At 75.3% G+C, this 19,376-nt stretch carries 18 protein-coding genes and 3 tRNA genes; 7 read left to right on the top strand and 14 right to left on the bottom strand.

The window, feature by feature from the left end; all coding sequences use genetic code 11:
• The first annotated feature begins 13 nt into the window (after positions 1-13).
• Positions 14-1,183 (top strand): trans-sulfuration enzyme family protein, encoded by a 1,170-nt coding sequence (locus tag ACRYM0_RS01450; protein ID WP_432501383.1) that lies wholly within the window; start codon positions 14-16, stop codon positions 1,181-1,183.
• A gap of 88 nt (positions 1,184-1,271) precedes the next feature.
• Positions 1,272-1,766, top strand: a complete 495-nt coding sequence (locus ACRYM0_RS01455) for an SRPBCC family protein (protein WP_432501386.1) — start codon at positions 1,272-1,274, stop codon at positions 1,764-1,766.
• A 17-nt stretch (positions 1,767-1,783) separates the two neighbouring features.
• Here the strand turns inward: ACRYM0_RS01455 and ACRYM0_RS01460 are convergent, their stop codons facing one another.
• A complete protein-coding gene (locus ACRYM0_RS01460) occupies positions 1,784-2,743 on the bottom strand; it encodes an NAD(P)H-dependent glycerol-3-phosphate dehydrogenase (RefSeq protein WP_432501484.1) in 960 nt (319 codons plus the stop codon).
• A 146-nt stretch (positions 2,744-2,889) separates the two neighbouring features.
• On the opposite strand from ACRYM0_RS01460, the gene ACRYM0_RS01465 reads away from it, so the two are divergent.
• Complete coding sequence (locus tag ACRYM0_RS01465) at positions 2,890-4,422, top strand: helix-turn-helix domain-containing protein (protein ID WP_432501485.1); 1,533 nt, start codon at positions 2,890-2,892, stop codon at positions 4,420-4,422.
• A gap of 126 nt (positions 4,423-4,548) precedes the next feature.
• Here the strand turns inward: ACRYM0_RS01465 and ACRYM0_RS01470 are convergent, their stop codons facing one another.
• The 3 genes from ACRYM0_RS01470 to leuC form a co-directional block, all read right to left on the bottom strand.
• Entirely contained in the window at positions 4,549-5,109 is a 561-nt protein-coding gene (locus ACRYM0_RS01470) for an HU family DNA-binding protein (RefSeq protein WP_432501388.1), read from the bottom strand.
• 348 nt (positions 5,110-5,457) lie between these two features.
• Entirely contained in the window at positions 5,458-6,063 is a 606-nt protein-coding gene (gene leuD, locus ACRYM0_RS01475; protein WP_432501391.1) for a 3-isopropylmalate dehydratase small subunit, read from the bottom strand.
• Between the two features lie 30 nt (positions 6,064-6,093).
• On the bottom strand, positions 6,094-7,515 hold the full coding sequence (gene leuC / locus ACRYM0_RS01480; protein ID WP_432501393.1) for a 3-isopropylmalate dehydratase large subunit: 1,422 nt from the start codon (positions 7,513-7,515) through the stop codon (positions 6,094-6,096).
• 90 nt (positions 7,516-7,605) lie between these two features.
• Here leuC and ACRYM0_RS01485 point away from each other — a divergent pair, with 90 nt between their 5' ends.
• On the top strand, positions 7,606-8,352 hold the full coding sequence (locus ACRYM0_RS01485; protein ID WP_432501395.1) for an IclR family transcriptional regulator: 747 nt from the start codon (positions 7,606-7,608) through the stop codon (positions 8,350-8,352).
• A gap of 10 nt (positions 8,353-8,362) precedes the next feature.
• Here the strand turns inward: ACRYM0_RS01485 and ACRYM0_RS01490 are convergent, their stop codons facing one another.
• Together ACRYM0_RS01490 and ACRYM0_RS01495 are read right to left on the bottom strand one after the other, a co-directional pair.
• The gene (locus ACRYM0_RS01490) at positions 8,363-8,953 is read right to left on the bottom strand and encodes a CG0192-related protein (protein WP_432501397.1); all 591 of its coding nucleotides are present in this window, start codon (positions 8,951-8,953) and stop codon (positions 8,363-8,365) included.
• A 10-nt stretch (positions 8,954-8,963) separates the two neighbouring features.
• Positions 8,964-9,455: a DUF4188 domain-containing protein gene (locus tag ACRYM0_RS01495; RefSeq protein ID WP_432501400.1), complete on the bottom strand. Its 492-nt coding sequence runs from the start codon at positions 9,453-9,455 to the stop codon at positions 8,964-8,966.
• 83 nt (positions 9,456-9,538) lie between these two features.
• Here ACRYM0_RS01495 and ACRYM0_RS01500 point away from each other — a divergent pair, with 83 nt between their 5' ends.
• Positions 9,539-10,150, top strand: coding sequence for a MerR family transcriptional regulator (locus ACRYM0_RS01500; RefSeq protein ID WP_432501403.1), 612 nt, complete (start codon positions 9,539-9,541; stop codon positions 10,148-10,150).
• A gap of 58 nt (positions 10,151-10,208) precedes the next feature.
• Here ACRYM0_RS01500 and ACRYM0_RS01505 read toward each other — a convergent pair.
• From ACRYM0_RS01505 to ACRYM0_RS01540, 8 genes are all read right to left on the bottom strand, one after another.
• A tRNA-Glu gene (locus tag ACRYM0_RS01505) sits at positions 10,209-10,281 on the bottom strand.
• Positions 10,282-10,350: 69 nt separating this feature from the next.
• Positions 10,351-10,423 (bottom strand) — tRNA-Glu (locus ACRYM0_RS01510).
• 32 nt (positions 10,424-10,455) lie between these two features.
• Positions 10,456-10,527 (bottom strand) — tRNA-Gln (locus ACRYM0_RS01515).
• A gap of 145 nt (positions 10,528-10,672) precedes the next feature.
• Positions 10,673-12,190: a glutamate--tRNA ligase gene (gene gltX, locus ACRYM0_RS01520; RefSeq protein WP_432501405.1), complete on the bottom strand. Its 1,518-nt coding sequence runs from the start codon at positions 12,188-12,190 to the stop codon at positions 10,673-10,675.
• Positions 12,191-12,261: 71 nt separating this feature from the next.
• A complete protein-coding gene (locus tag ACRYM0_RS01525; RefSeq protein WP_432501407.1) occupies positions 12,262-13,068 on the bottom strand; it encodes a fumarylacetoacetate hydrolase family protein in 807 nt (268 codons plus the stop codon).
• An 88-nt stretch (positions 13,069-13,156) separates the two neighbouring features.
• Positions 13,157-14,752 (bottom strand): methyl-accepting chemotaxis protein, encoded by a 1,596-nt coding sequence (locus ACRYM0_RS01530; protein WP_432501409.1) that lies wholly within the window; start codon positions 14,750-14,752, stop codon positions 13,157-13,159.
• A gap of 64 nt (positions 14,753-14,816) precedes the next feature.
• Positions 14,817-15,896, bottom strand: coding sequence for a branched-chain amino acid aminotransferase (locus ACRYM0_RS01535; protein WP_432501487.1), 1,080 nt, complete (start codon positions 15,894-15,896; stop codon positions 14,817-14,819).
• 105 nt (positions 15,897-16,001) lie between these two features.
• Entirely contained in the window at positions 16,002-17,057 is a 1,056-nt protein-coding gene (locus ACRYM0_RS01540; protein ID WP_432501410.1) for a 3-isopropylmalate dehydrogenase, read from the bottom strand.
• Positions 17,058-17,209: 152 nt separating this feature from the next.
• Between ACRYM0_RS01540 and ACRYM0_RS01545 the strand changes: the two genes are divergently transcribed.
• Positions 17,210-18,379 carry a sensor histidine kinase gene (locus ACRYM0_RS01545; RefSeq protein WP_432501412.1) on the top strand — a complete coding sequence of 390 codons (1,170 nt, stop codon included), beginning with the start codon at positions 17,210-17,212 and terminating at the stop codon, positions 18,377-18,379.
• Between the two features lie 123 nt (positions 18,380-18,502).
• Positions 18,503-19,210, top strand: a complete 708-nt coding sequence (locus tag ACRYM0_RS01550; RefSeq protein ID WP_432501413.1) for a response regulator transcription factor — start codon at positions 18,503-18,505, stop codon at positions 19,208-19,210.
• Positions 19,211-19,376 lie beyond the last annotated feature (166 nt).

The raw sequence follows: 19,376 nt of genomic DNA on the forward strand, positions 1-19,376 counted from the left end.
GTTGGGTGCGTGCGTGCCCGAGAACACCCTCCCCGAGATCTCCCCCGACACGCTGGCCGTGGTCGCCGGACGCCCCGCCCGCGGGCCGGGCAGCGAGCTGAACACGCCGGTCTCGCTGACCTCCACGTACGTGGGCGGCGGCTCGATGGACGGCGGCGGGCTGGGCTACGGCCGTTTCGGCAACCCGACGTGGGAGGCCCTGGAGACCGCGCTGGGGGCGCTGGAGGGCGGTTCGGCCCGCGCGTTCGCCTCCGGCATGGCGGCGGTGACCGCCGCGCTGCACCTGGTGCCGGCCGACGCGACGGTGCTGGTGCCGCACGGCGCCTACAACGGCACCCACTCGGTGCTGGACCTGCTGGTGGAGCAGGGGCGCGCCCGCGTGCAGCGGGTGGACGTCACGGACGTGGCGGGGGTGCGCGCGGCCCTGGCGGCCGTGGCGGGACCGGCGCTGCTGTGGCTGGAGTCGCCCACGAACCCGCTGCTGGAGGTCGCGGACCTGGTGGCGCTGGCGGCCGCCGGGCACGAGCGCGGGGCGCTGGTGGTGGTGGACAACACCTTCGCGACCCCGCTGCTGCAGCGGCCCCTGGACCTGGGCGCCGACGTGGTCGTGCACTCGGTGACCAAGTTCCTCTCGGGGCACTCGGACGTGGTGCTGGGCGCGGTGGTGACGCGCTCGGAGGACCTGCTGGCGCGCCTGGTGCGGCACCGCACGCTGCACGGGGCGATCCCCGGCCCGCTGGAGGCGTTCCTGGCGCTGCGCGGGCTGCGGACGCTGCCGCTGCGCCTGGAGCGCTCGCAGCGCAGCGCCGCGGAGCTGGCGGTCCGGCTGCGCGGGCACCCGGCGGTGGCGCGGGTGCGCCACCCCTCCCTGCCGGACGACCCCGGGCACGAGCTGGCGCGCCGGCAGATGAGCGGCTTCGGCGCGCTGGTCTCGATCGAGGTCGCCGGCGGCGCCGCGGCCGCCGACGCGGTCGTGGACGCGGTGCGCCTGTGGGTGCCGGCCACGAGCCTGGGCGGCGTGGAGTCGCTGGTCGAGCGGCGCCGCCGGCACGCCGGCGAGCCGACGGTGGTCCCGGAGGAGCTGCTGCGGCTGTCCGTGGGCGTGGAGGACGTCGAGGACCTGTGGGCGGACCTGGAGCAGGCCCTGGACGCGTCGCGGGAGCGGGCCGGCGGGTCCCGCTGAACCCCGGGGGTGGCGCTGGGCGGCCCAGGTGCGGACCGCCCGGCGCCCCGGCGACGGCGAGCCCCCGGAGCCGTGCCACGATCCGCCGGTGAACGACCGGACCTCCCCCGACCCGTCCCCTCCCGACCTCGCCTTCTCCGACTCGATCGTGGTGGCCCGCTCGCCCGAGGAGCTCTACGACCTGGTCTCCGACGTGACCCGGATGGGGCGGTGGAGCCCGGTGTGCACCGGGTGCTGGTGGGACGAGGGGCGGTCGGCGCAGGTGGGCGCCTGGTTCACCGGCCGCAACGAGGTCCCCGGGCGGGTCTGGGAGACCCGCAGCCGGGTGGTGGCCGCCGAGCGCGGCCGGGAGTTCGCCTTCGTCGTCGGCGGGGACCGGGTGCGCTGGGGGTTCACCTTCGCCCCCGTCGACGGGGGCACGCTCCTGACGGAGTCGTGGGAGTTCCTGCCAGCGGGTCTGGCGGCGTTCGCCGAGCTGTACGGGCAGGACGCCCCGCGGCAGATCGCCGACCGCACGCGCGCGGCGCACGAGGGCATCCCCGCGACCCTGGCGGCCATCGCCCGCACCGCCGAGGGCCGCTGAGGCGCGCGGGCCGGGCCCTAGGCGCCCACCAGGCGCGCGACCAGCCCGTCCGGCGCGCGCCCGGCGGCCACCGCGGCGGCGACCTGCTCGACCAGGGGCGCCGCGACCCCGGCGCCGGCGGCGCGGCGCAACACCGCGGGGGCGGAGGTGACGCCCTCGACGGTGCCGCCGGCGGCGGCGAGGGCCTCGACCAGGGGTGCGCCGCGGCCGAGGGCGACGCCGGCGCGGTGGTTGCGCGAGAGCGGCGAGCCGCAGGTGGCGACGAGGTCGCCGATGCCCGCCAGGCCGGCGAAGGTGGCGGCGTCGGCCCCCAGGGCCAGCCCGAGCCGGGTGGTCTCGGCCAGGCCGCGGGTCAGGACGGCGGCGCGCGCGTTGGCGCCGTGCCCGGCGCCCTCGACCACGCCGACGGCGAGGGCGACGACGTTCTTGACGGCGCCGGCGACGTCGACGCCGAGGACGTCGGTGGTGGGCTCGGCGCGGAGGGCCGGGGAGGTGCAGGTGGCGGCGAGGCGGGCGGCGACCGCGGCGTCGGCGCAGGCGACGACGGTGGCGGCGGGTTCGCGCCGGGCGATCTCGGCGGCGAGGTTGGGCCCGGAGACGGCCACGAGGCGCTCCGGGCCGGCCCCGGTGACGTCGGCGACGACCTCCGTGCCGAACAGCCCGGTGCCGGCCTCCACGCCCTTGGCCAGGCACACCAGGGGCACGTCCGGCAGCCGGGCGCGCCAGGCGGTGAGCTGCTCGCGCAGCCGCTGCAGCGGGACGGCCAGGACGACGAGGTCGGCACCGCTCAGGGCGGCGGCCGCGTCGGCGGTGGCGTCCACGCCGTCCGGCAGCACGACCTCGCCGAGGTAGGCGCGGTTGGTGCGCCGATCGCGGACCTCGGCGGCGAGCTCGGGCCGGCGGGCCCACAGGGTGACGCGGCAGCCGGCGTCGGCGAGGACGAGGGCGAAGGCAGTGCCCCAGGCGCCGGCACCCATGACGGCGACACGCGGGGAGGGACTGGGGGCGACGGAGGACACGCGTGTCACGCTAGGACAGCCCGGACACGCCGCCGACCAGGGCCTCCCGGGGTTTATCTCACATGTGAGATACGGTGGCCGGCATGGCAGTCTCCACCGAGCCGATGACCCCGCCCACGGGTGACCACCTCACCCAGATCGGCGCGCTCATCCGTGACGCCCGCAAGCACCGCGGTCTCACCCAGGTCCAGCTCGCCGAACGGCTGGGCACCTCGCAGAGCGCGGTGCACCGCATGGAACAGGGGCAGCAGAACGTCACCATCGACATGCTCCAGCGCGTCGGCCACGCGCTGCAGGACGACTTCGTCTCCATCGGCCGCCCCGCCCCCACGCACCTGCGCGTGCACGGCGGCACCCAGCTGTCCGGCAGCATCGCGGTGAAGTCCAGCAAGAACGCCGGGGTCGCCCTGCTGTGCGCGGCGCTGCTGAACCGCGGCCGCACCACGCTGCGCGGCGTGGCGCGCATCCTGGAGATCCACCGCATCCTGGACGTGCTGGGCAGCATCGGGGTGCGCTACGAGTGGATCAACGAGGCCGACCTCGTCCTGGACGTCCCCGAGGCGCTGGACCTGGACGCGATGGACTCCGAGACCGCGCGGCGCACCCGCAGCATCATCATGCTGCTCGGCCCGCTGCTGCACCGCTTCGAGGAGTTCCAGCTGCCCTACGCCGGCGGCTGCGACCTCGGCACCCGCACCGTCGAGCCGCACATGGTGGCGCTGCGCCCCTTCGGCCTGCAGGTGACGGCGACCACCGGCCACTACCACGCCACCGTCGACGGCTCGGTGCGCCCGCAGCGCCCCATCGTGCTGACCGAGCGCGGCGACACCGTCACCGAGAACGCGCTGATGGCGGCGGCCCGGGTCGACGGCGTCACGACGATCCGCAACGCCAGCCCGAACTACATGGTCCAGGACCTGTGCTTCTTCCTGGAACTGCTGGGGGTGCGCATCGACGGCATCGGCACCACGACCCTGGTCGTCCACGGCGTGCCGGACATCTCCGTGGACGTGGACTACTCCCCCTCCGAGGACCCGGTGGAGGCGATGAGCCTGCTCACCGCGGCCATCGTCACCCACTCCGAGCTGACGGTCACCCGCGCGCCCATCGAGTTCCTCGAGATCGAGCTGGCGATCCTGGAGGAGATGGGCCTGCGCTACGACCTGTCCGAGGAGTACCCGGCGGCCAACGGGCGCACCCGGCTGGTCGACATCACGGTGCACCCCTCCTCGCTGCGGGCGCCGATCGACAAGGTCCACCCGATGCCGTTCCCGGGGCTGAACATCGACAACCTGCCGTTCTTCGCGGTCATCGCCGCGAGCGCGGAGGGTTCGACCACCGTGCACGACTGGGTCTACGACAACCGCGCCATCTACCTGACCGAGCTGAACCGGCTGGGGGCGCGGGTGAAGCTGCTGGACCCGCACCGGGTGCTGGTGGAGGGCCCGACCCGCTGGTCGGGCGCGGAGGTGCTGTGCCCGCCGGCGCTGCGCCCGGCGGTGGTCGTGCTGCTGGCGATGCTGGCCGCGAAGGGCACCTCGGTGCTGCGCAACGTGGACATCATCGCCCGCGGGTACGAGCAGCTGGCCGAGCGGCTCACCCCGCTGGGGGCCCGCATCGAGACCTTCCGCGACTGAAACGCCGGGACCGGGCCACCCGGACCCACCCGGGCCGGACCTCCCCGAGCGCGCACGCACGACGCCCCCGTCCCGAACCCGGGACGGGGGCGTCGTGCGTGCGGGGTGCGCCGGGGCCGCGGCGCCTCAGGCCTTCTTGGCGGGGCGGCGCGCCGCGGTGCGGGCCGGGGCCGCGGTCTTGGCCGGCGCCGCCTTCTTGGCCGTGGCGGTCGCCGCCGGGCGCGTGGCGGTGCTCGCGCGGCCGGTGGTGGCCCGGGCGGTGGCCGCGGGAGCGGCGGCCTTGCGGGTCGTCGTGCGCGCCGGGGTCGCCGGGGCGGCCGGCGCGGCGGTCCTGGCGGGTGCGGTCTTCTTGGCCGCGGCCGCCGTGCCGCCGTTCTTCTCCTTCAGCGCGGCGCTGTAGGCGCGCAGGGCCTTGGAGTCGGCGACGACCTCCTTGAACGCGGTGCCGGGGCGGAACCGCGGCACCGAGGTCTTCTTGATCTTCACGGCTTCACCCGTGCGCGGGTTGCGGCCGGTGCGGGCGTTGCGCGCCTGCTTCTCGAACGTGCCGAAGCCGCTGATGGCGACCTTGTCGCCCTTGGCGACGGCCACCGTGATGGTCTCGACGAGAGCCTCCACGGCCGTCGTCGCCTGCTTCCTGCCGCCGAGGCGCTCCTCGAGCGCCTCGACCAGTTCCGCCTTGTTCACGGGGATCCTCCTCGGTGCGAACGTCCTGCGGACACCACTCGCGCGAGCGCTCCCGCGCGGCCGAGCAGGAGCCCGACGGGAGGAACGGTACGACCAGCGATCACCCGCGTCCACCAGGCGCGCGGCGGCGAGGCGTTGCGGCGCAAGCGACTCAGCGGCGCCGGCGCGCGGGGGCGCTGGGGCGCAGCGGGTTCGGGACCCCTGCGCGCACCGGCCCGGACGGGGGCACCCGGCGGCACCGGCTCGGCGGCAGAACCCCTCGATCCGCTGCGGCGCAACGGTTCCGGGACGACGACGCCCCGGCTCCCGCTGCGGCGCAGCAGGAGCCGGGGCGTCGTGCGCGGTCGGTCAGGCGTCCACGCGGGCGGGCAGCGTGGTGGGCTTGAAGGAGGGCCGGCGGGCCTCGAAGTCGGTGATCTCGTCGGCGTGGCGCAGGGTCAGGCTGATGTCGTCCAGCCCCTCCATGAGCCGCCAGCGGATGGAGGAGTCGACCTGGAAGGCGGCGGTGAAGTCGTCCACGCGTACGACGCGCTCGACGAGGTCGACGGTCACCTCGGTGCCCGGGTGGGCCTCCAGCGCCTTCCAGATGAGCTCGATGTCGCTCTGCTCGACGACGGCCGCCAGCAGCCCCTGCTTGCCGGAGTTGCCGCGGAAGATGTCGCCGAAGCGGGGCGCGAGCACGGCCCTGAAGCCGTAGTCGCGCAGCGCCCAGACCGCGTGCTCACGGCTGGAGCCGGTGCCGAAGTCCTTGCCGGCCACCAGGACGGACCCGGCGCGGTAGGGCTCCTGGTTGAGGACGAAGCCCGGGTCGCCGCGCCAGGCGGCGAACAGGGCGTCCTCGAAGCCGGTCTTGGTGACCCGCTTGAGGTACACGGCGGGGATGATCTGGTCGGTGTCGACGTCCGTGCGCCGCAGCGGGACTCCCACACCGGTGTGGACGGTGAACTTCTCCACGGACAGCTCCTCGGGGTCTGGGGCGGCGGGTCAGGCGATCGGTTCGAGGTCGGCCGGCGAGCTGAGCGTGCCGCGCACCGCGGTCGCCGCGGCCACCAGCGGGCTCACCAGGTGGGTGCGCCCGCCCTTGCCCTGCCGGCCCTCGAAGTTGCGGTTGGAGGTCGAGGCGCAGCGCTCCCCCGGCGCGAGCTGGTCGGGGTTCATGCCCAGGCACATGGAGCAGCCGGCGAAGCGCCAGTCGGCGCCGAACTCCTTGAAGACGACGTCGATCCCCTCGGCCTCGGCCTGCAGGCGCACCTTGGCGGAACCGGGGACGACCATGACGCGCACGTCGTCGGCCTTGCGGCGGCCGCGCACGACGTCGGCGGCGGCGCGCAGGTCCTCGATGCGGCTGTTGGTGCACGAGCCGATGAAGACGGTGTCCACGGCGATCTCGCGCATGGGCGTGCCGCCGGTCAGGCCCATGTACTCCAGGGCCCGCTCGACCCCCTGCCGCTCGCCGTCGTCGCCGATCCGCTCGGGCACGGGGACCGATCCGGACAGCGGAACGCCCTGGCCGGGGTTGGTGCCCCAGGTGACGAAGGGCTCCAGCGTCGAGCCGTCGAGGACGACCTCGGCGTCGAACTCGGCGTCGTCGTCGGTGCGCAGGGTGCGCCAGTGCTCGACCGCCGCGTCCCAGTCCGCGCCCTGCGGCGCGTGCGGGCGGCCCTTCAGGTACGCGAACGTCGTCTCGTCGGGGGCGACCATGCCGGCGCGGGCCCCGGCCTCGATCGACATGTTGCAGATCGTCATGCGCCCCTCCATCGACAGGGCGCGGATCGCCTCGCCGCGGTACTCCAGGACGTAGCCCTGGCCGCCGCCGGTGCCGATCTCCGCGATGACGGCGAGGATGACGTCCTTGGCCGTCGTGCCGGGCTTGAGCCGGCCGTTCACGGTGATGGCCATCGTCTTGAACGGCTTCAGCGGCAGCGTCTGGGTGGCCAGGACGTGCTCGACCTCGCTGGTGCCGATGCCCATGCCCAGCGAGCCGAACGCGCCGTGGGTGGAGGTGTGCGAGTCGCCGCAGACCACGGTCATGCCCGGCTGGGTCAGGCCCAGCTGCGGGCCGACGACGTGCACGATGCCCTGCTCGGCGTCGCCCAGGGGGTGCAACCGCACGCCGAACTCGGCGCAGTTCTCGCGCAGCGTCTGCAGCTGCTTGGCGGAGGTGCGGTCCTGCAGCAGCGAGAGCGGGCGGTCGATGTCGGCGGTGGGGGTGTTGTGGTCTTCGGTGGCGATCGTCAGGTCCAGCCGGCGCACCGGGCGCCCGGCCAGGCGCAGGCCGTCGAACGCCTGCGGGCTGGTGACCTCGTGCAGGAGGTGCAGGTCGATGTAGAGCAGGTCCGGCTCGCCGTCCTGCCCGCGCCGGACGACGTGCTCGTCCCAGACCTTCTGCGCCAGCGTGCGTCCCACGGTCGCTCTCCCCTCGTCCGCGCCGCTGCTGCGGCGCCGGGACGTCCATCGGTCCTTGCGTCTCAAGACTTGAGACGCCAGTATCGCTCCGTGGACAAGAGTAGCGGAGTCGGCGTGCTCGACAAGGCCGTGCAGGTGCTCAGCGCCCTGGAGGCCGGCCCGGCCAGCCTGGCGCAGCTGGTGACGGCCACCGGGCTGGCCCGGCCCACCGCGCACCGGCTCGCGGTCGCGCTCGAGCACCACCGCCTCGTCGCGCGCGACCTGCAGGGGCGGTTCGTGCTGGGCGACCGGCACGCCGAGCTGGCCGCGGCCGCCGGCGAGGACCGGCTGGTGGCCGCGGCCGGCCCGCTGCTGAGCGCCCTGCGCGACACCACCGGCGAGAGCGCCCAGCTCTACCGCCGCCACGGCGAGCACCGCGTGTGCATCGCCGCCGCCGACCGCCTGCACGGCCTGCGCGACACCGTCCCGGTGGGCGCCTCGATGACGATGGCCGCGGGCTCGGCGGCGCAGGTGCTGCTGGCCTGGGACGACCCCGAGCGGCTGTCCGTGGAGCTGCTGGGCGCCCGCTTCGACGCCGCCGCCCTGTCGGGGGTGCGCCGGCGCGGCTGGGCGCACTCCAGCGGCGAGCGGGAGGCGGGTCTGGCCTCGGTGAGCGCTCCCGTGCGCGGGCCGTCCGGGCGCGTGGTGGCCGCGGTGTCCGTCTCCGGCCCGGCCGAGCGCTTCGGGCGCCACCCGGGCCGCCGGCACGCCGACGCCGTGGTCGCCACCGCCGAGGCGTTCACCGCGGCGCTGCGGCCCGCGGAGCTGCCGGCGCAGGCGGCTGCGGCGGACGCCTGAGGGACGGGCGTCAGGCGGTCCAGGCGAGCAGCGCCGGGCCCTCCCGCCCGGGCCAGGTGCCCACGAGCGTGCCCGCGCCCGCCGGGGCCGCGGCGGTGCCGTCGAGGACGCGCACCACCCCCACCCGCGCGCCGGCCACCGCGGCCGTCGTGACCACCCCGCCCTCGGGACCGGTCTCGGCACCGCCCGCGGCGACCCGCACGAGCGGGGCCGGCAGCGGGGCGCCGGCGGGGTCCACCAGCACCGCCTGCTGCGCGCGGCCGGCCACCACGTCGGCGAGCACCCGCGCGTGCACGGGGTCCCCGCCGGCGTCGTACACCCAGCGCCGCCCCAGCACGGAGTGCTCCATCGTGCCCACGAGCCGCTCGACCGCCCCGGGGACCTCGGCGCCCCGGTAGGCCAGCGGGACGTGGACCAGCACGCCCGCGAGGCGCACGAGGTGCGCCTCCAGGCCCACCTCGCCGTCGGGGTCGTCGAAGCGGTACGCCCCCAGCGCCTCCGGCTCCCCCGCCCCCGCGGGGCACCACGGCTGCGCGGGCAGCCAGCGGGCGATGAGCTCGAGCTTCGTGGGGACCAGCTGCGCCTGGTGGATGACGGCCACGCCCCGGACCCTAGGCCCCCGACGGCTCGCGCAGCCGCATCCGCTGCGCGGCGCGCTCGCGCCCCGGGCCGACCGGCACCGCGCGCGTGGCGGCCGCGAGCCCGGCCGGCGGCACGTCCACCCCGATGGACTCGTGGTGCCCGGCGGGCACGGCGTAGGTCTCGTGCCAGATGCCGACGGCTCCGCGGGCCGCGCGAGCGCGGGCGTTGAACCGCTGCCAGGCCCGGCGGTGCAGCCCCCCGTCGAGACGGGCGTAGGCGTGCAGGGACTCCAGGTCCCGCCAGTACTGCACGACGAACGGACCGCCGGAGCCGACGCAGGTGCGGGCTGCGAGCATGCCGTGCTCGGGGTGCTGCGCCAGCTCGCGCAGCATGGCCGGCATCGCGGCCAGGACGGGCAGCCACGCGCGCACCCGCCACGGGGAGTTCAGGCGCATGCCGACGAGGAACACGACGACCTGGCCGTCGTGCTCGTGGGTGGTCCGGCCGGTGGGGACGCGCACGAGTGCCTCCGGAGGTGCGGCGATGATTGGATAGTGGCACTACCCAGCATTGGGTAGTCGAACTATCCAGTCAAGGGGTCCCGATGCTCGTCTCCGCCCTGGCCGCCGCGAGCGGCGTGCCCGTGCCCACGATCAAGTACTACCTGCGCGAGGGGCTGCTGCCCCCGGGGCGCGCGACCGGCGCCACGCGGGCGGAGTACGGCGAGGAGCACGTGCGCCGGTTGCGCCTGGTGCGCGCGCTCACCGAGGTGGGCGGCCTGCCGATCACCCGCGTGCGGCAGGTGCTGGCCTGCCTGGAGGGCACCACCCCCCTGCTCACCGCGCTCGGCACCGCCCACGACGCGCTGGCGGGTCCCGTCGCGCCCCCGGCGCCCGCCGCGGGCGCGCAGGCGGCCGCCGCCCTCGTCGCCGACGCCGGCTGGCGGGTGGACCCCGGTTGCGCCAGCCTCTCCCAGCTGGGCGCCGCCCTGGCGGCCCTGGAAGGGGCGGGACTGCCCGTGGAACCGGCGGCGCTGCAGCGGTACGTGCGCGCCGCGGACGAGGTGGCTCGCGACGAGGTGGCCGGCGTCCCGGACGGGGACGCCGCGGACGCGGTGGAGTTCGCAGTGCTCGGCACCGTGCTGCACGAGCCGGTGCTGCTGGCGCTGCGGCGCCTGGCGCAGCAGCACCACTGCGCCGCGCGCTTCGGGGACTGACCCGGCAGGCGCCGGGAACGACGAAGACCCCCGGTCGATGACCGGGGGTCTCCTGGAGTAGCCCCGACGGGATTCGAACCCGCGCTACCGCCTTGAGAGGGCGGCGTGCTAGGCCGCTACACAACGGGGCCCCAGCTCACCCGTCCCACGAGGAACAGGTGTCGTCCAGCGTCAGATCGCGGATCAGCGATCTCCTGGAGTAGCCCCGACGGGATTCGAACCCGCGCTACCGCCTTGAGAGGGCGGCGTGCTAGGCCGCTACACAACGGGGCCCTAGCTGAATCTTCCTGACGGAAGGCGCTGCGCTGGGGTACCAGGACTCGAACCTAGACTAACTGAACCAGAATCAGTCGTGCTGCCAATTACACCATACCCCATGGTGATCTTCCCGGCCGGCGAACCGCCCGGGCGCGTCGCAGACTCTACCGGGTCCGGGCGCCGCCCCCCAAATCGGCTCCAGCGCGCCGGACCTGAGCCGCGCGGGCACCGGACCCGCCCCGCGGGACGGGTCCGGTGGCGGGCTCAGCCCCGCGCCGCGCGCAGCCGGCGCAGCCGCGCCAGCGAGGAGTCGCGGCCGAGGATCTCCATCGACTCGAACAGGGGCGGGGAGACCCGCCGGCCGGTCACGGCCGTGCGCACCGGCGCGAAGGCGAACTTGGGCTTGATCCCCAGCCCCTCCACGACCGCCGCGCGCAGCGCCGCCTCGATCCCCGGCGTGGACCACTCCCCCAGCGGCTCCAGCGCCGCCAGCGCCGCGTCGAGCACGTCGGCCGCCTCCGGCCGCAGCGCCGCCACGGCGTCCTCCTCCAGCACCACGTCCTCGTCGGCGGTGAACAGGAAACCCAGCATCCCCGGCGCCTGGCCGAGCAGGGTCATGCGCTCCTGCACCAGCGGCGCCGCCGCGGCCAGTCGCGCGCGCTGCTCGGCGCTCGGCTCGGCGGGCAGGACGCCGGCCGCCTGCAGGTAGGGCACCAGGCGCTCGCGGAAGTCCTCCGGCGCCAGCATCCGCAGGTGCTGCGCGTTGATCGCCTCCGCCTTGGCCACGTCGAAGCGGGCCGGGGAGGCGTTGACGTCGGCGACGTCGAAGGCGGCGACCATCTCCTCCAGGGTGAAGACGTCGCGGTCCTCGGCGATGCCCCAGCCCAGCAGCGCCAGGTAGTTCAGCAGGCCCTCGCGGGTGAAACCCCGCTCGCGGTGGTGGAACAGGTTCGACTCGGGGTCGCGCTTGGACAGCTTCTTGTTGCCCTCGCCCATCACGTACGGCAGGTGCCCGAAGCGCGGGACCGCGGTCGCGACACCGATGTCGATGAGCGCCTCGTACAGGGCGATCTGCCGGGCGGTGGAGCTGAGCAGGTCCTCCCCGCGCAGCACGTGCGTGATGCCCATGAGGGCGTCGTCCACGGGGTTGACCAGCGTGTAGAGCGGCTCGCCGTTCGCACGCACCAGCACCGGGTCGGGGAAGGAGCCCGCCTTGAACTCGATGCGCCCGCGCACGAGGTCGTCGAAGGAGTAGTCGCGGTCCTGCGGCACCCGCAGCCGCAGCGTGGGCTGCCGGCCCTCGGCCCGGAACGCGGCGACCTGCTCGGCGGTCAGGTCGCGGTCGTGGTTGTCGTAGCCCAGCACCTTGGAGCGCCCGGCGGCCTCGTGGCGCGCCTCGATCTCCTCCGCGCTCGAGTACGACTCGTACAGGTGCCCGGCCGCCAGCAGGCGCTGCACGACGTCGTCGTAGATCCCGCGGCGCAGGCTCTGCCGGTACGGCTCGTGCGGCCCGCCGACGTCGACGCCCTCGTCCCAGTCCAGGCCCAGCCAGCGCAGCGCGTCGAGGATCTGCGCGTAGCTCTCCTCGCTGTCGCGGGCGGCGTCGGTGTCCTCGATGCGGAAGACGAACGTGCCGCCGGTGTGGCGGGCGTGGGCCCAGTTGAACAGGGCCGTGCGGATGAGCCCGACGTGCGGGGTGCCCGTCGGGGAGGGGCAGAAGCGGACGCGGACGGCGGAGGAGCCGGGCGCCGGGACGGCGGGGGCGGGAGCGGTCTCAGTCATGGCCCCGTCAGCCTATTGCGGGCCCGGCCCGCCGGTCCGCCCCGTCCCGCCACCGGGCCGGGGCCCGCGGCTCAGTCCCGGGGTGCCGTGAACGGCGTGGACAGGGTGCCGATCCCCTCGACCTCGACCTCGACGCGCTGGCCGGCGCGCACGGGGCCCACGCCGGCGGGCGTGCCGGTCAGGATGACGTCGCCCGGCAGCAGGGTCATCGCCCGGGAGACGTGGGCGACGATCGAGGGGACGTCGTGGACCATGAGCGAGGTCCGCCCGTCCTGGACGACCTCGCCCTCCTCGCCGGGCCCGGTGGCCAGGCGGGTCACGATCCGCACGTCGGAGGGGTCCAGGTCCGTCTCGATCCACGGGCCCAGGGGTGTGAAGCCGTCGGCGCCCTTGGCGCGCCACCACTGCCTGTCGGACTCCTGCAGGCTGCGGGCGGTGACGTCGTTGGCGACGGTGTAGCCGAAGACCACCTCGCCGACCCGCTCGCGCGGGACGTCCTTGCACAGGCGGCGGATCACCACGGCCAGCTCGCCCTCGTAGTGCAGCTCCTCCCCCGCCCACGCCGGGATGGGCAGCGGGTCGCCGGGACCGGCCACCGAGGTGTTCGGCACGGTGAACACCAGCGGTTCGGCGGGCACCTCGTTGCCCAGCTCGGCGGCGTGGGCGGCGTAGTTGCGCCCGATGCCCAGGACCTTGCTGCGGGGGATGACGGGGGCCAGCAGCCGCGCGTCGGCCACCGGCACCCGCTCGCCGGTGGGGTTCAGCGGCGTGAACAGCGGGTCGCCGGAGACGACGAGGATCTCCTCCTCCCCCGGCGCGCCCTCCACCACGCCGTAGCGCGGGTCGGAACCGGCGGAGGAGAACCTGGCGATGCGCATGCCGAGCACCCTAGTGAGCCGGTGCGCGCCCCGCCGCACCCGCCGGGCGCGGCGGGGTGCGGCGGGGCGCGGGGAGGTGCGGCGGGCGTCAGGCGCGCGGCAGCGTGAAGGTGGCCACCAGCTCGTTCAGCTCACCGGCTGCGCGGGAGACCTGCTGGGCGGTGGTCGCGGTCCGCCCCGCCCCCGCCGTGGTCTGCTCCGCGGCCGCGGCGATGCCGGAGATGTTCACCGCGATCTCCTGGCTGCCGGTGGAGACCTCCGAGACGTTGCGGACCATCTCGGCGGTGGTGGCGGACTGCTCCTCCACCGCTGCGGCGATGGTGGCCTGCAACCCGTCGATGCGGGCGATGACCTCGGTGATCTGCCCGATCGCCCCGGCCGCGGCCGACGCGTCGGTCTGGGTGGCGTTGACGCGCTGCACGATGGACTCGGTGGCCCGGGCGGTCTGCTGGGCCAGCTCCTTGACCTCGCCGGCGACGACGGCGAAGCCCTTGCCCATCTCCCCGGCGCGGGCGGCCTCGATGGTGGCGTTCAGGGCGAGGAGGTTGGTCTGCTCCGCGATGGAGGTGATCAGCTTGACCACCTCGCCGATCTCCCGGCTGGAGGCGCCCAGCCGTTCCAGGATCGCGGAGGCGTCGGCGGCGCTGCTCACGGCGGCGGAGGCGACCTCGGACGCCTGCGCCGTGGAGGTGGAGATCTCGCGGATCGCCGCGGTCATCTGCTCGCCGGCGGCGGCGACGGTCCCGATGGAGGCGGAGATCTCCTCGGTGGCCGCCGAGACCACCTGCGACTGCGACCCGGACTGGGTGGCGCCGCTGGAGAGCTGGGTGGCCACCGCGGACAGCTCCTCGCTGGAAGCCGCCAGGCTCTGCGACGCCCCGCCGATGCGGCGCACCGTGGCGGTCAGGGTGTCCATGGTGGTGTCCAGCGCACCGGCGAGCCGGCCGACCTCGTCCTCGGCGCGGTACTCGACGCGCTGGTCCAGCCGCCCACCGGCCAGGCCCTGGACCACGGCCAGGGTGCGGGCCAGGGGGCGCGCCACGGACCGCGCGATGGCCACCGCGACCGCCACGGCGAACGCCACGGCCGCAGCACCCACGACGAGGAACAGCACGACAGCGGCGCGGTAGTCCGCGGAGCCCTGCTCGGCGATGTCCTGCGCCGCCCGCGCCTCCGTCTCGGCGAGCGCGGCGCGCGCGGCGTCCATCTCCTTGAACAGGGGCATCGTGGTTTCGGCGCGCAGCGCGATGAAGCCCTCGCTGTCGCCGGCCTCGGCGAGGACGAACAGCGGCTCGCGCATCTGCCGGTACTGCGCGATGAGCGCCTCGTACGCCTCGAGGTCGGCGGAGGAGGAAGCCGGACCGCTGGCCCGGTACGCCGCCCACGCCTCGTCGAAGACCTCGTCGTCGGCGGAGATCTGCTCCAGCACGGCGGCGACCCGGTCCTGACCCTTCACCATCACGAGGTTCGCCAGGTCCAGGCGGAGCTGCAGCGCAGCGCCCTGGACCTGCTCGATCGTCTTCACGGACGTCAGGCCGCTGTTCGCCATGGTGTCGAGCGTGCACTGGGAGGCGCCGAGCTTGACGATGCCCACGCCGACGATCGCGGCGAGCAGCAGGCAGACGACGCCGAAACCGGCGAACAGCTTCGTGGCGACGCGCAGGTCGCGGAGGGAGGAGATCACACAGGGTGGATCGGCCGTCCCCGGGCCGCGCTGAGGGGACGAAGGTCCCCTCAGCGCGGCGCGCTCAGACCAGCCGGGTCGTCCAGCCGTGGGTGTCCTGCGCGCGGCCGTACTGCAGGTCCAGCAGCTTCTCGCGGATCGTGGAGGTGACCTGCCCGGGGCCGCCGGTGCCGTGCACGAGCTCCCCGTCGCGGGAGACCAGCTTGCCGACGGGGGTGACCACGGCGGCGGTGCCGCAGGCGAACACCTCGGTGATGCGCCCGGACTCCACGCCCTCGCGCCACTCGTCGATGCTGACGCGCCGCTCGCTCACCTCGTGCCCCATGTCCTTCGCGAGCTCCAGGATCGAGGCGCGCGTGATGCCCTCCAGGATGGTGCCGGTCAGTTCCGGCGTGACGATCGTCCCGTCGTCGTGGACGAAGAACAGGTTCATCCCGCCGAGCTCCTCGACGTAGCGGCGCTCGGTGGCGTCCAGGAAGCAGACCTGGTCGCAGCCGTGCTCGTGCGCCTCGTCCTGCGCGGCCAGGCTGGCGGCGTAGTTGCCGCCGCACTTGGCCGAACCGGTGCCGCCGAAGGCGGCCCGGGTGTAGTCCTGCGACAGCCAGATGGAGACCGGCTTCACGCCGCCGGTGAAGTAGCTGCCGGCCGGGGAGGCGATGACGAGGAACTTCACCTCGTGCGCGGAGCGGACGCCGAGGAACGCCTCGGTGGCCACCATGAACGGGCGCAGGTACAGCGAGGACTCCCCGCCGCTGGGGACCCACGCCTCGTCGGCGCGCACCAGGGAGGTCACGGCCTCCAGGAACATCTGCTCGGGCACCTCCGGCAGCGCCAGCCGGCGCGCGGAGCGGGCCAGGCGGGCGGCGTTGGCCTCCGGGCGGAAGGACCAGACGGAGCCGTCCGCGTGCCGGTAGACCTTCATCCCCTCGAAGACCTCCTGCGCGTAGTGCAGGACGGCCGCGGCCGGGTCCAGCTGCAGGGGGCCGTAGGGCACGATCGCCGCGTCGTGCCAGCCGGTGCCCTTCGTCCAGGTGGCGGTCGCCATGTGGTCGGTGAAGTGCTTGCCGAACCCGGGGGCCGCCAGGATCTGCGCGCGCCGCTCGGGGCTCACCACGGCGGCCGAGCCCTGAACGGGGAAGCTCATCGGGGTCTCGGTCGCGGTGGTGCTCACGGGTGCTCCTCGCAGAAGGCGGGCGGTGGTTCGGTGCGGACGACGGTACCCCCGGCGCCTGCACCGGGGCCGGGTGGTTCAGCCGGCGGCGAGCGCCGCGAGGGCGTCGCCGACGGCGGCGGTGCTGCGCGCGCCGGTGACCTCGCCGGAGGCGCGGCGGGCCAGGTCGGCGGCGACGGCGGCCTCGACGCGGGCGGCCGCGTCGCCGAGGCCCAGGTGGTCCAGCAGCAGGGCGACGCTGAGCACGGCGGCGGTGGGGTCGGCCAGCTGCTTGCCGGCGATGTCGGGGGCCGAGCCGTGCACGGGCTCGAACATGCTGGGTGCGGTGCGGTCGGGGTTGACGTTGCCGGAGGCGGCCAGCCCGATGCCACCGGTGACGGCGGCGGCGAGGTCGGTGAGGATGTCGCCGAAGAGGTTGTCGGTGACGATCACGTCGAAGCGGGCGGGGTCGGTGACGAGGAAGATCGTCGCGGCGTCCACGTGCAGGTAGTCGACCGACACGTCGGCGAACTCGGCGCCCACGGCCTCGACGGTCCGGCGCCACAGGTGCCCGGCGTGCACGAGGACGTTGTGCTTGTGCACCAGGGTGAGCTTCTTGCGGGGCCGGGCGGTGGCGCGGGCGAAGGCGTCGCGCACGACGCGCTCGACGCCGAACGCGGTGTTGACGCTGACCTCGGTGGCGATCTCGTGGGGGGTGCCGACCCGCAGGGCGCCGCCGTTGCCGACGTAGGGGCCCTCGGTGCCCTCGCGCACGACGACGAAGTCGACCTCGCCGGGCTCGGCCAGCGGCGTGGGCACACCGGGGTAGAGCCGGGAGGGGCGCAGGTTGACGTAGTGGTCCAGGGCGAAGCGCAGCTTCAGCAGCAGCCCGCGCTCGAGCACGCCGCTGGGGACCGCGGGGTCGCCCACGGCGCCGAGCAGGATCGCGTCGTGACCGCGGACCTCCTCCAGGACGGAGTCCGGCAGCGTCTCGCCGGTGCGGTGGTACCGGCGGGCGCCGAGGTCGTACTCGGTGGTGTCGACCGTCGCGCCGGAGCCGTCGAGGACGGCCCCGAGGACCTTCAGCGCCTCGGCCGTCACCTCCTGGCCGATGCCGTCGCCGGGGATGACCGCGAGCCGCAGGGTGTCCGCCATGCCGGCGAGGCTAGCGGAGCACCCGGTCGGCGTGTCCAGCATCCGGGACCGTCGTCTCAGCAGCCGGACGGCGGCGTCCACCCGCGGGGGGAGGCGGCGGGTGCGCCCACGGGCTGACGACCCGCGGGCGGGGACCCGCCTACCCTCGTGCGGTGCAGACGCAGAACGTCTTCGACCGGCTCGTGGCCTGGCCCCGCGTCCACGTGCTGCTCCTCGACGTGCTGGGTGCGCTGGCCCTGACCTTCGTCTGCGCCGCCACGGCCACCGCCACCGGCCCCGGCGCCGTCCTGGTCAGCCTGCTGATGTGCCTGCCGCTGGCGCTGCGGCGCGTGCGCCCGGAGCTCAGCGGCGGCCTCGTGGCCGCCGGCGGGCTGCTGCAGCCGGTGCTCGCCGCCGATCCGCAGGTCGCCAACGTCGCGGTGCTGATCGCCCTGTACTCCCTGGCCGCCTACGCCGCGCCGTGGGCCTCGCGCGGCGGCCTGCTGCTGGGGCTGTTCGGCGCGCTGGTGGCGCCGGCCCGCTACGTGCTCACCTCGGTGGACCTGCTCAACGCCCTGGCCGCCGCGCTGTTCATCGCCGTGCTCGTCGTGGCGACCTGGCTGCTGGGGCGGTTGCGGCGCGCCTCGCGGCAGAACGAACTGGCCCTGCTGGAGCGGGCCCGGCTGCTGGAGAACGAGCGGGAGAACGAGTCGCGGCTCGCGGCCACCGCCGAGCGCCAGCGCATCGCCCGCGAGATGCACGACGTCGTCGCGCACTCCCTGTCGGTGATCATCGCGCAGGCCGACGGGGGGCGCTACGCCGCGGCGGCGAACCCCGCCGCCGCGCAGGAGGTGCTGGGCACGATCTCGGCGACCGGCCGCCAGGCCCTGGCCGACATGCGCAACCTGCTGGGCGTGCTGCGCCAGGGTCCCGGCGACGAGCGCGCGCCCCAGCCGGACGCGGCGCGGGTGGCCGACCTGGTGGAGCAGGTGCGTGCCAGCGGCCTGGACGTGGCGCTGGAGGTCACCGGCGAACCGCGCCCGCTGCCGCCGGCGATCGGGCTGGCCGCCTACCGCATCGTGCAGGAGTCGCTGACGAACGTCCTCAAGCACGCCGGCCCCGCCGCCCGGGCGCGGGTGGAGGTGCGCTGGGACCCCGACGCGCTGCGCCTGGGCGTGGACGACGACGGCCGCGGCGCGGCGGCGCTGGTGGAGCCCAGCAGCGGCGGGCAGGGCCTGGTCGGGATGGCCGAGCGAGCCCGCCTGCACGGCGGCGCGGTGGTCAGCGGGCCTCGGCCCGGCGGCGGGTTCAGCGTGCGTGCGACGCTGCCCTACGCCTCGTGAGGCACCCCTGTGAACCAGCACCCTGAACCAGCACCGTGGACCGGCACCGTGGACCGGCACCGTGGACCACGCGTCGTGAACCCGGAAGAACCGCCCCACCCCCGTCCCGGAGGCCGAGGAACCGTGCCCACCGTCCGCGTCGCCCTCGTCGACGACCAGCAGCTCGTCCGCGCGGGTTTCCGCATGGTCATCGACTCCCAGCCCGACCTGGAGGTGGTCGGGGAGGCCTCCGACGGGCTCGCCGCGCTGCGGCTGGTGGAGAGCACGCCGTGCGACGTGGTGCTCATGGACGTGCGCATGCCCGGCGTCGACGGCATCGAGGCCACCCGCCGCATCACGTCGGCGCCCCGGCCGGAGGGCACCGAGCCGCCGAGGGTCGTGGTGCTGACCACGTTCGACCTGGACGAGTACGTGGTGGCCGCCATCGGCGCCGGCGCGAGCGGGTTCCTGCTCAAGGACGCGCCGCCGGAGGAGATGCTCGCCGCGGTGCGCACCGTGCACGCCGGCGACGCGGTCATCGCCGCCAGCTCCACGCGCCGGCTGCTGCAGCACGTGGGGCCGCTGCTGCGCCAGGGGGCGGCGACCGCCGCAGCGCCCAGGGCGTTGCCGGCCGACCTCACCCCGCGCGAGCGGGAGGTCCTGGAGTGCATGGCGCACGGGCTGACGAACTCCGAGATCGCCGCGCGGTTCGTCGTCTCGGAGGCCACCGTGAAGACGCACGTGGGCCGGGTGCTGGCCAAGACCGGTTCGCGCGACCGGGTGCAGGCCGTCGTCCTGGCCTACACCGCCGGGATGGTGCAACCGGGGGACGTCCTGCGCGAGGCCCGCTGAGGCCGCACCGACGGGCCGGTCGCGCACGTACGACCCGGGGATGACGCGCGGGCGGGGACCTCCACCGGCGGGGCGAGGGCGCGACGGCCGGGAGATCGCCTCGCGGCCCGACGCGGTGGGCGGTGCGCGGTTCCTACGGTCGAGGGGTTCGACGCCGGCGGTGCCG

The sequence above is a fragment of the Kineococcus arenarius subsp. arenarius genome (assembly GCF_050871845.1).
Taxonomy (GTDB): Bacteria; Actinomycetota; Actinomycetes; order Actinomycetales; family Kineococcaceae; genus Kineococcus.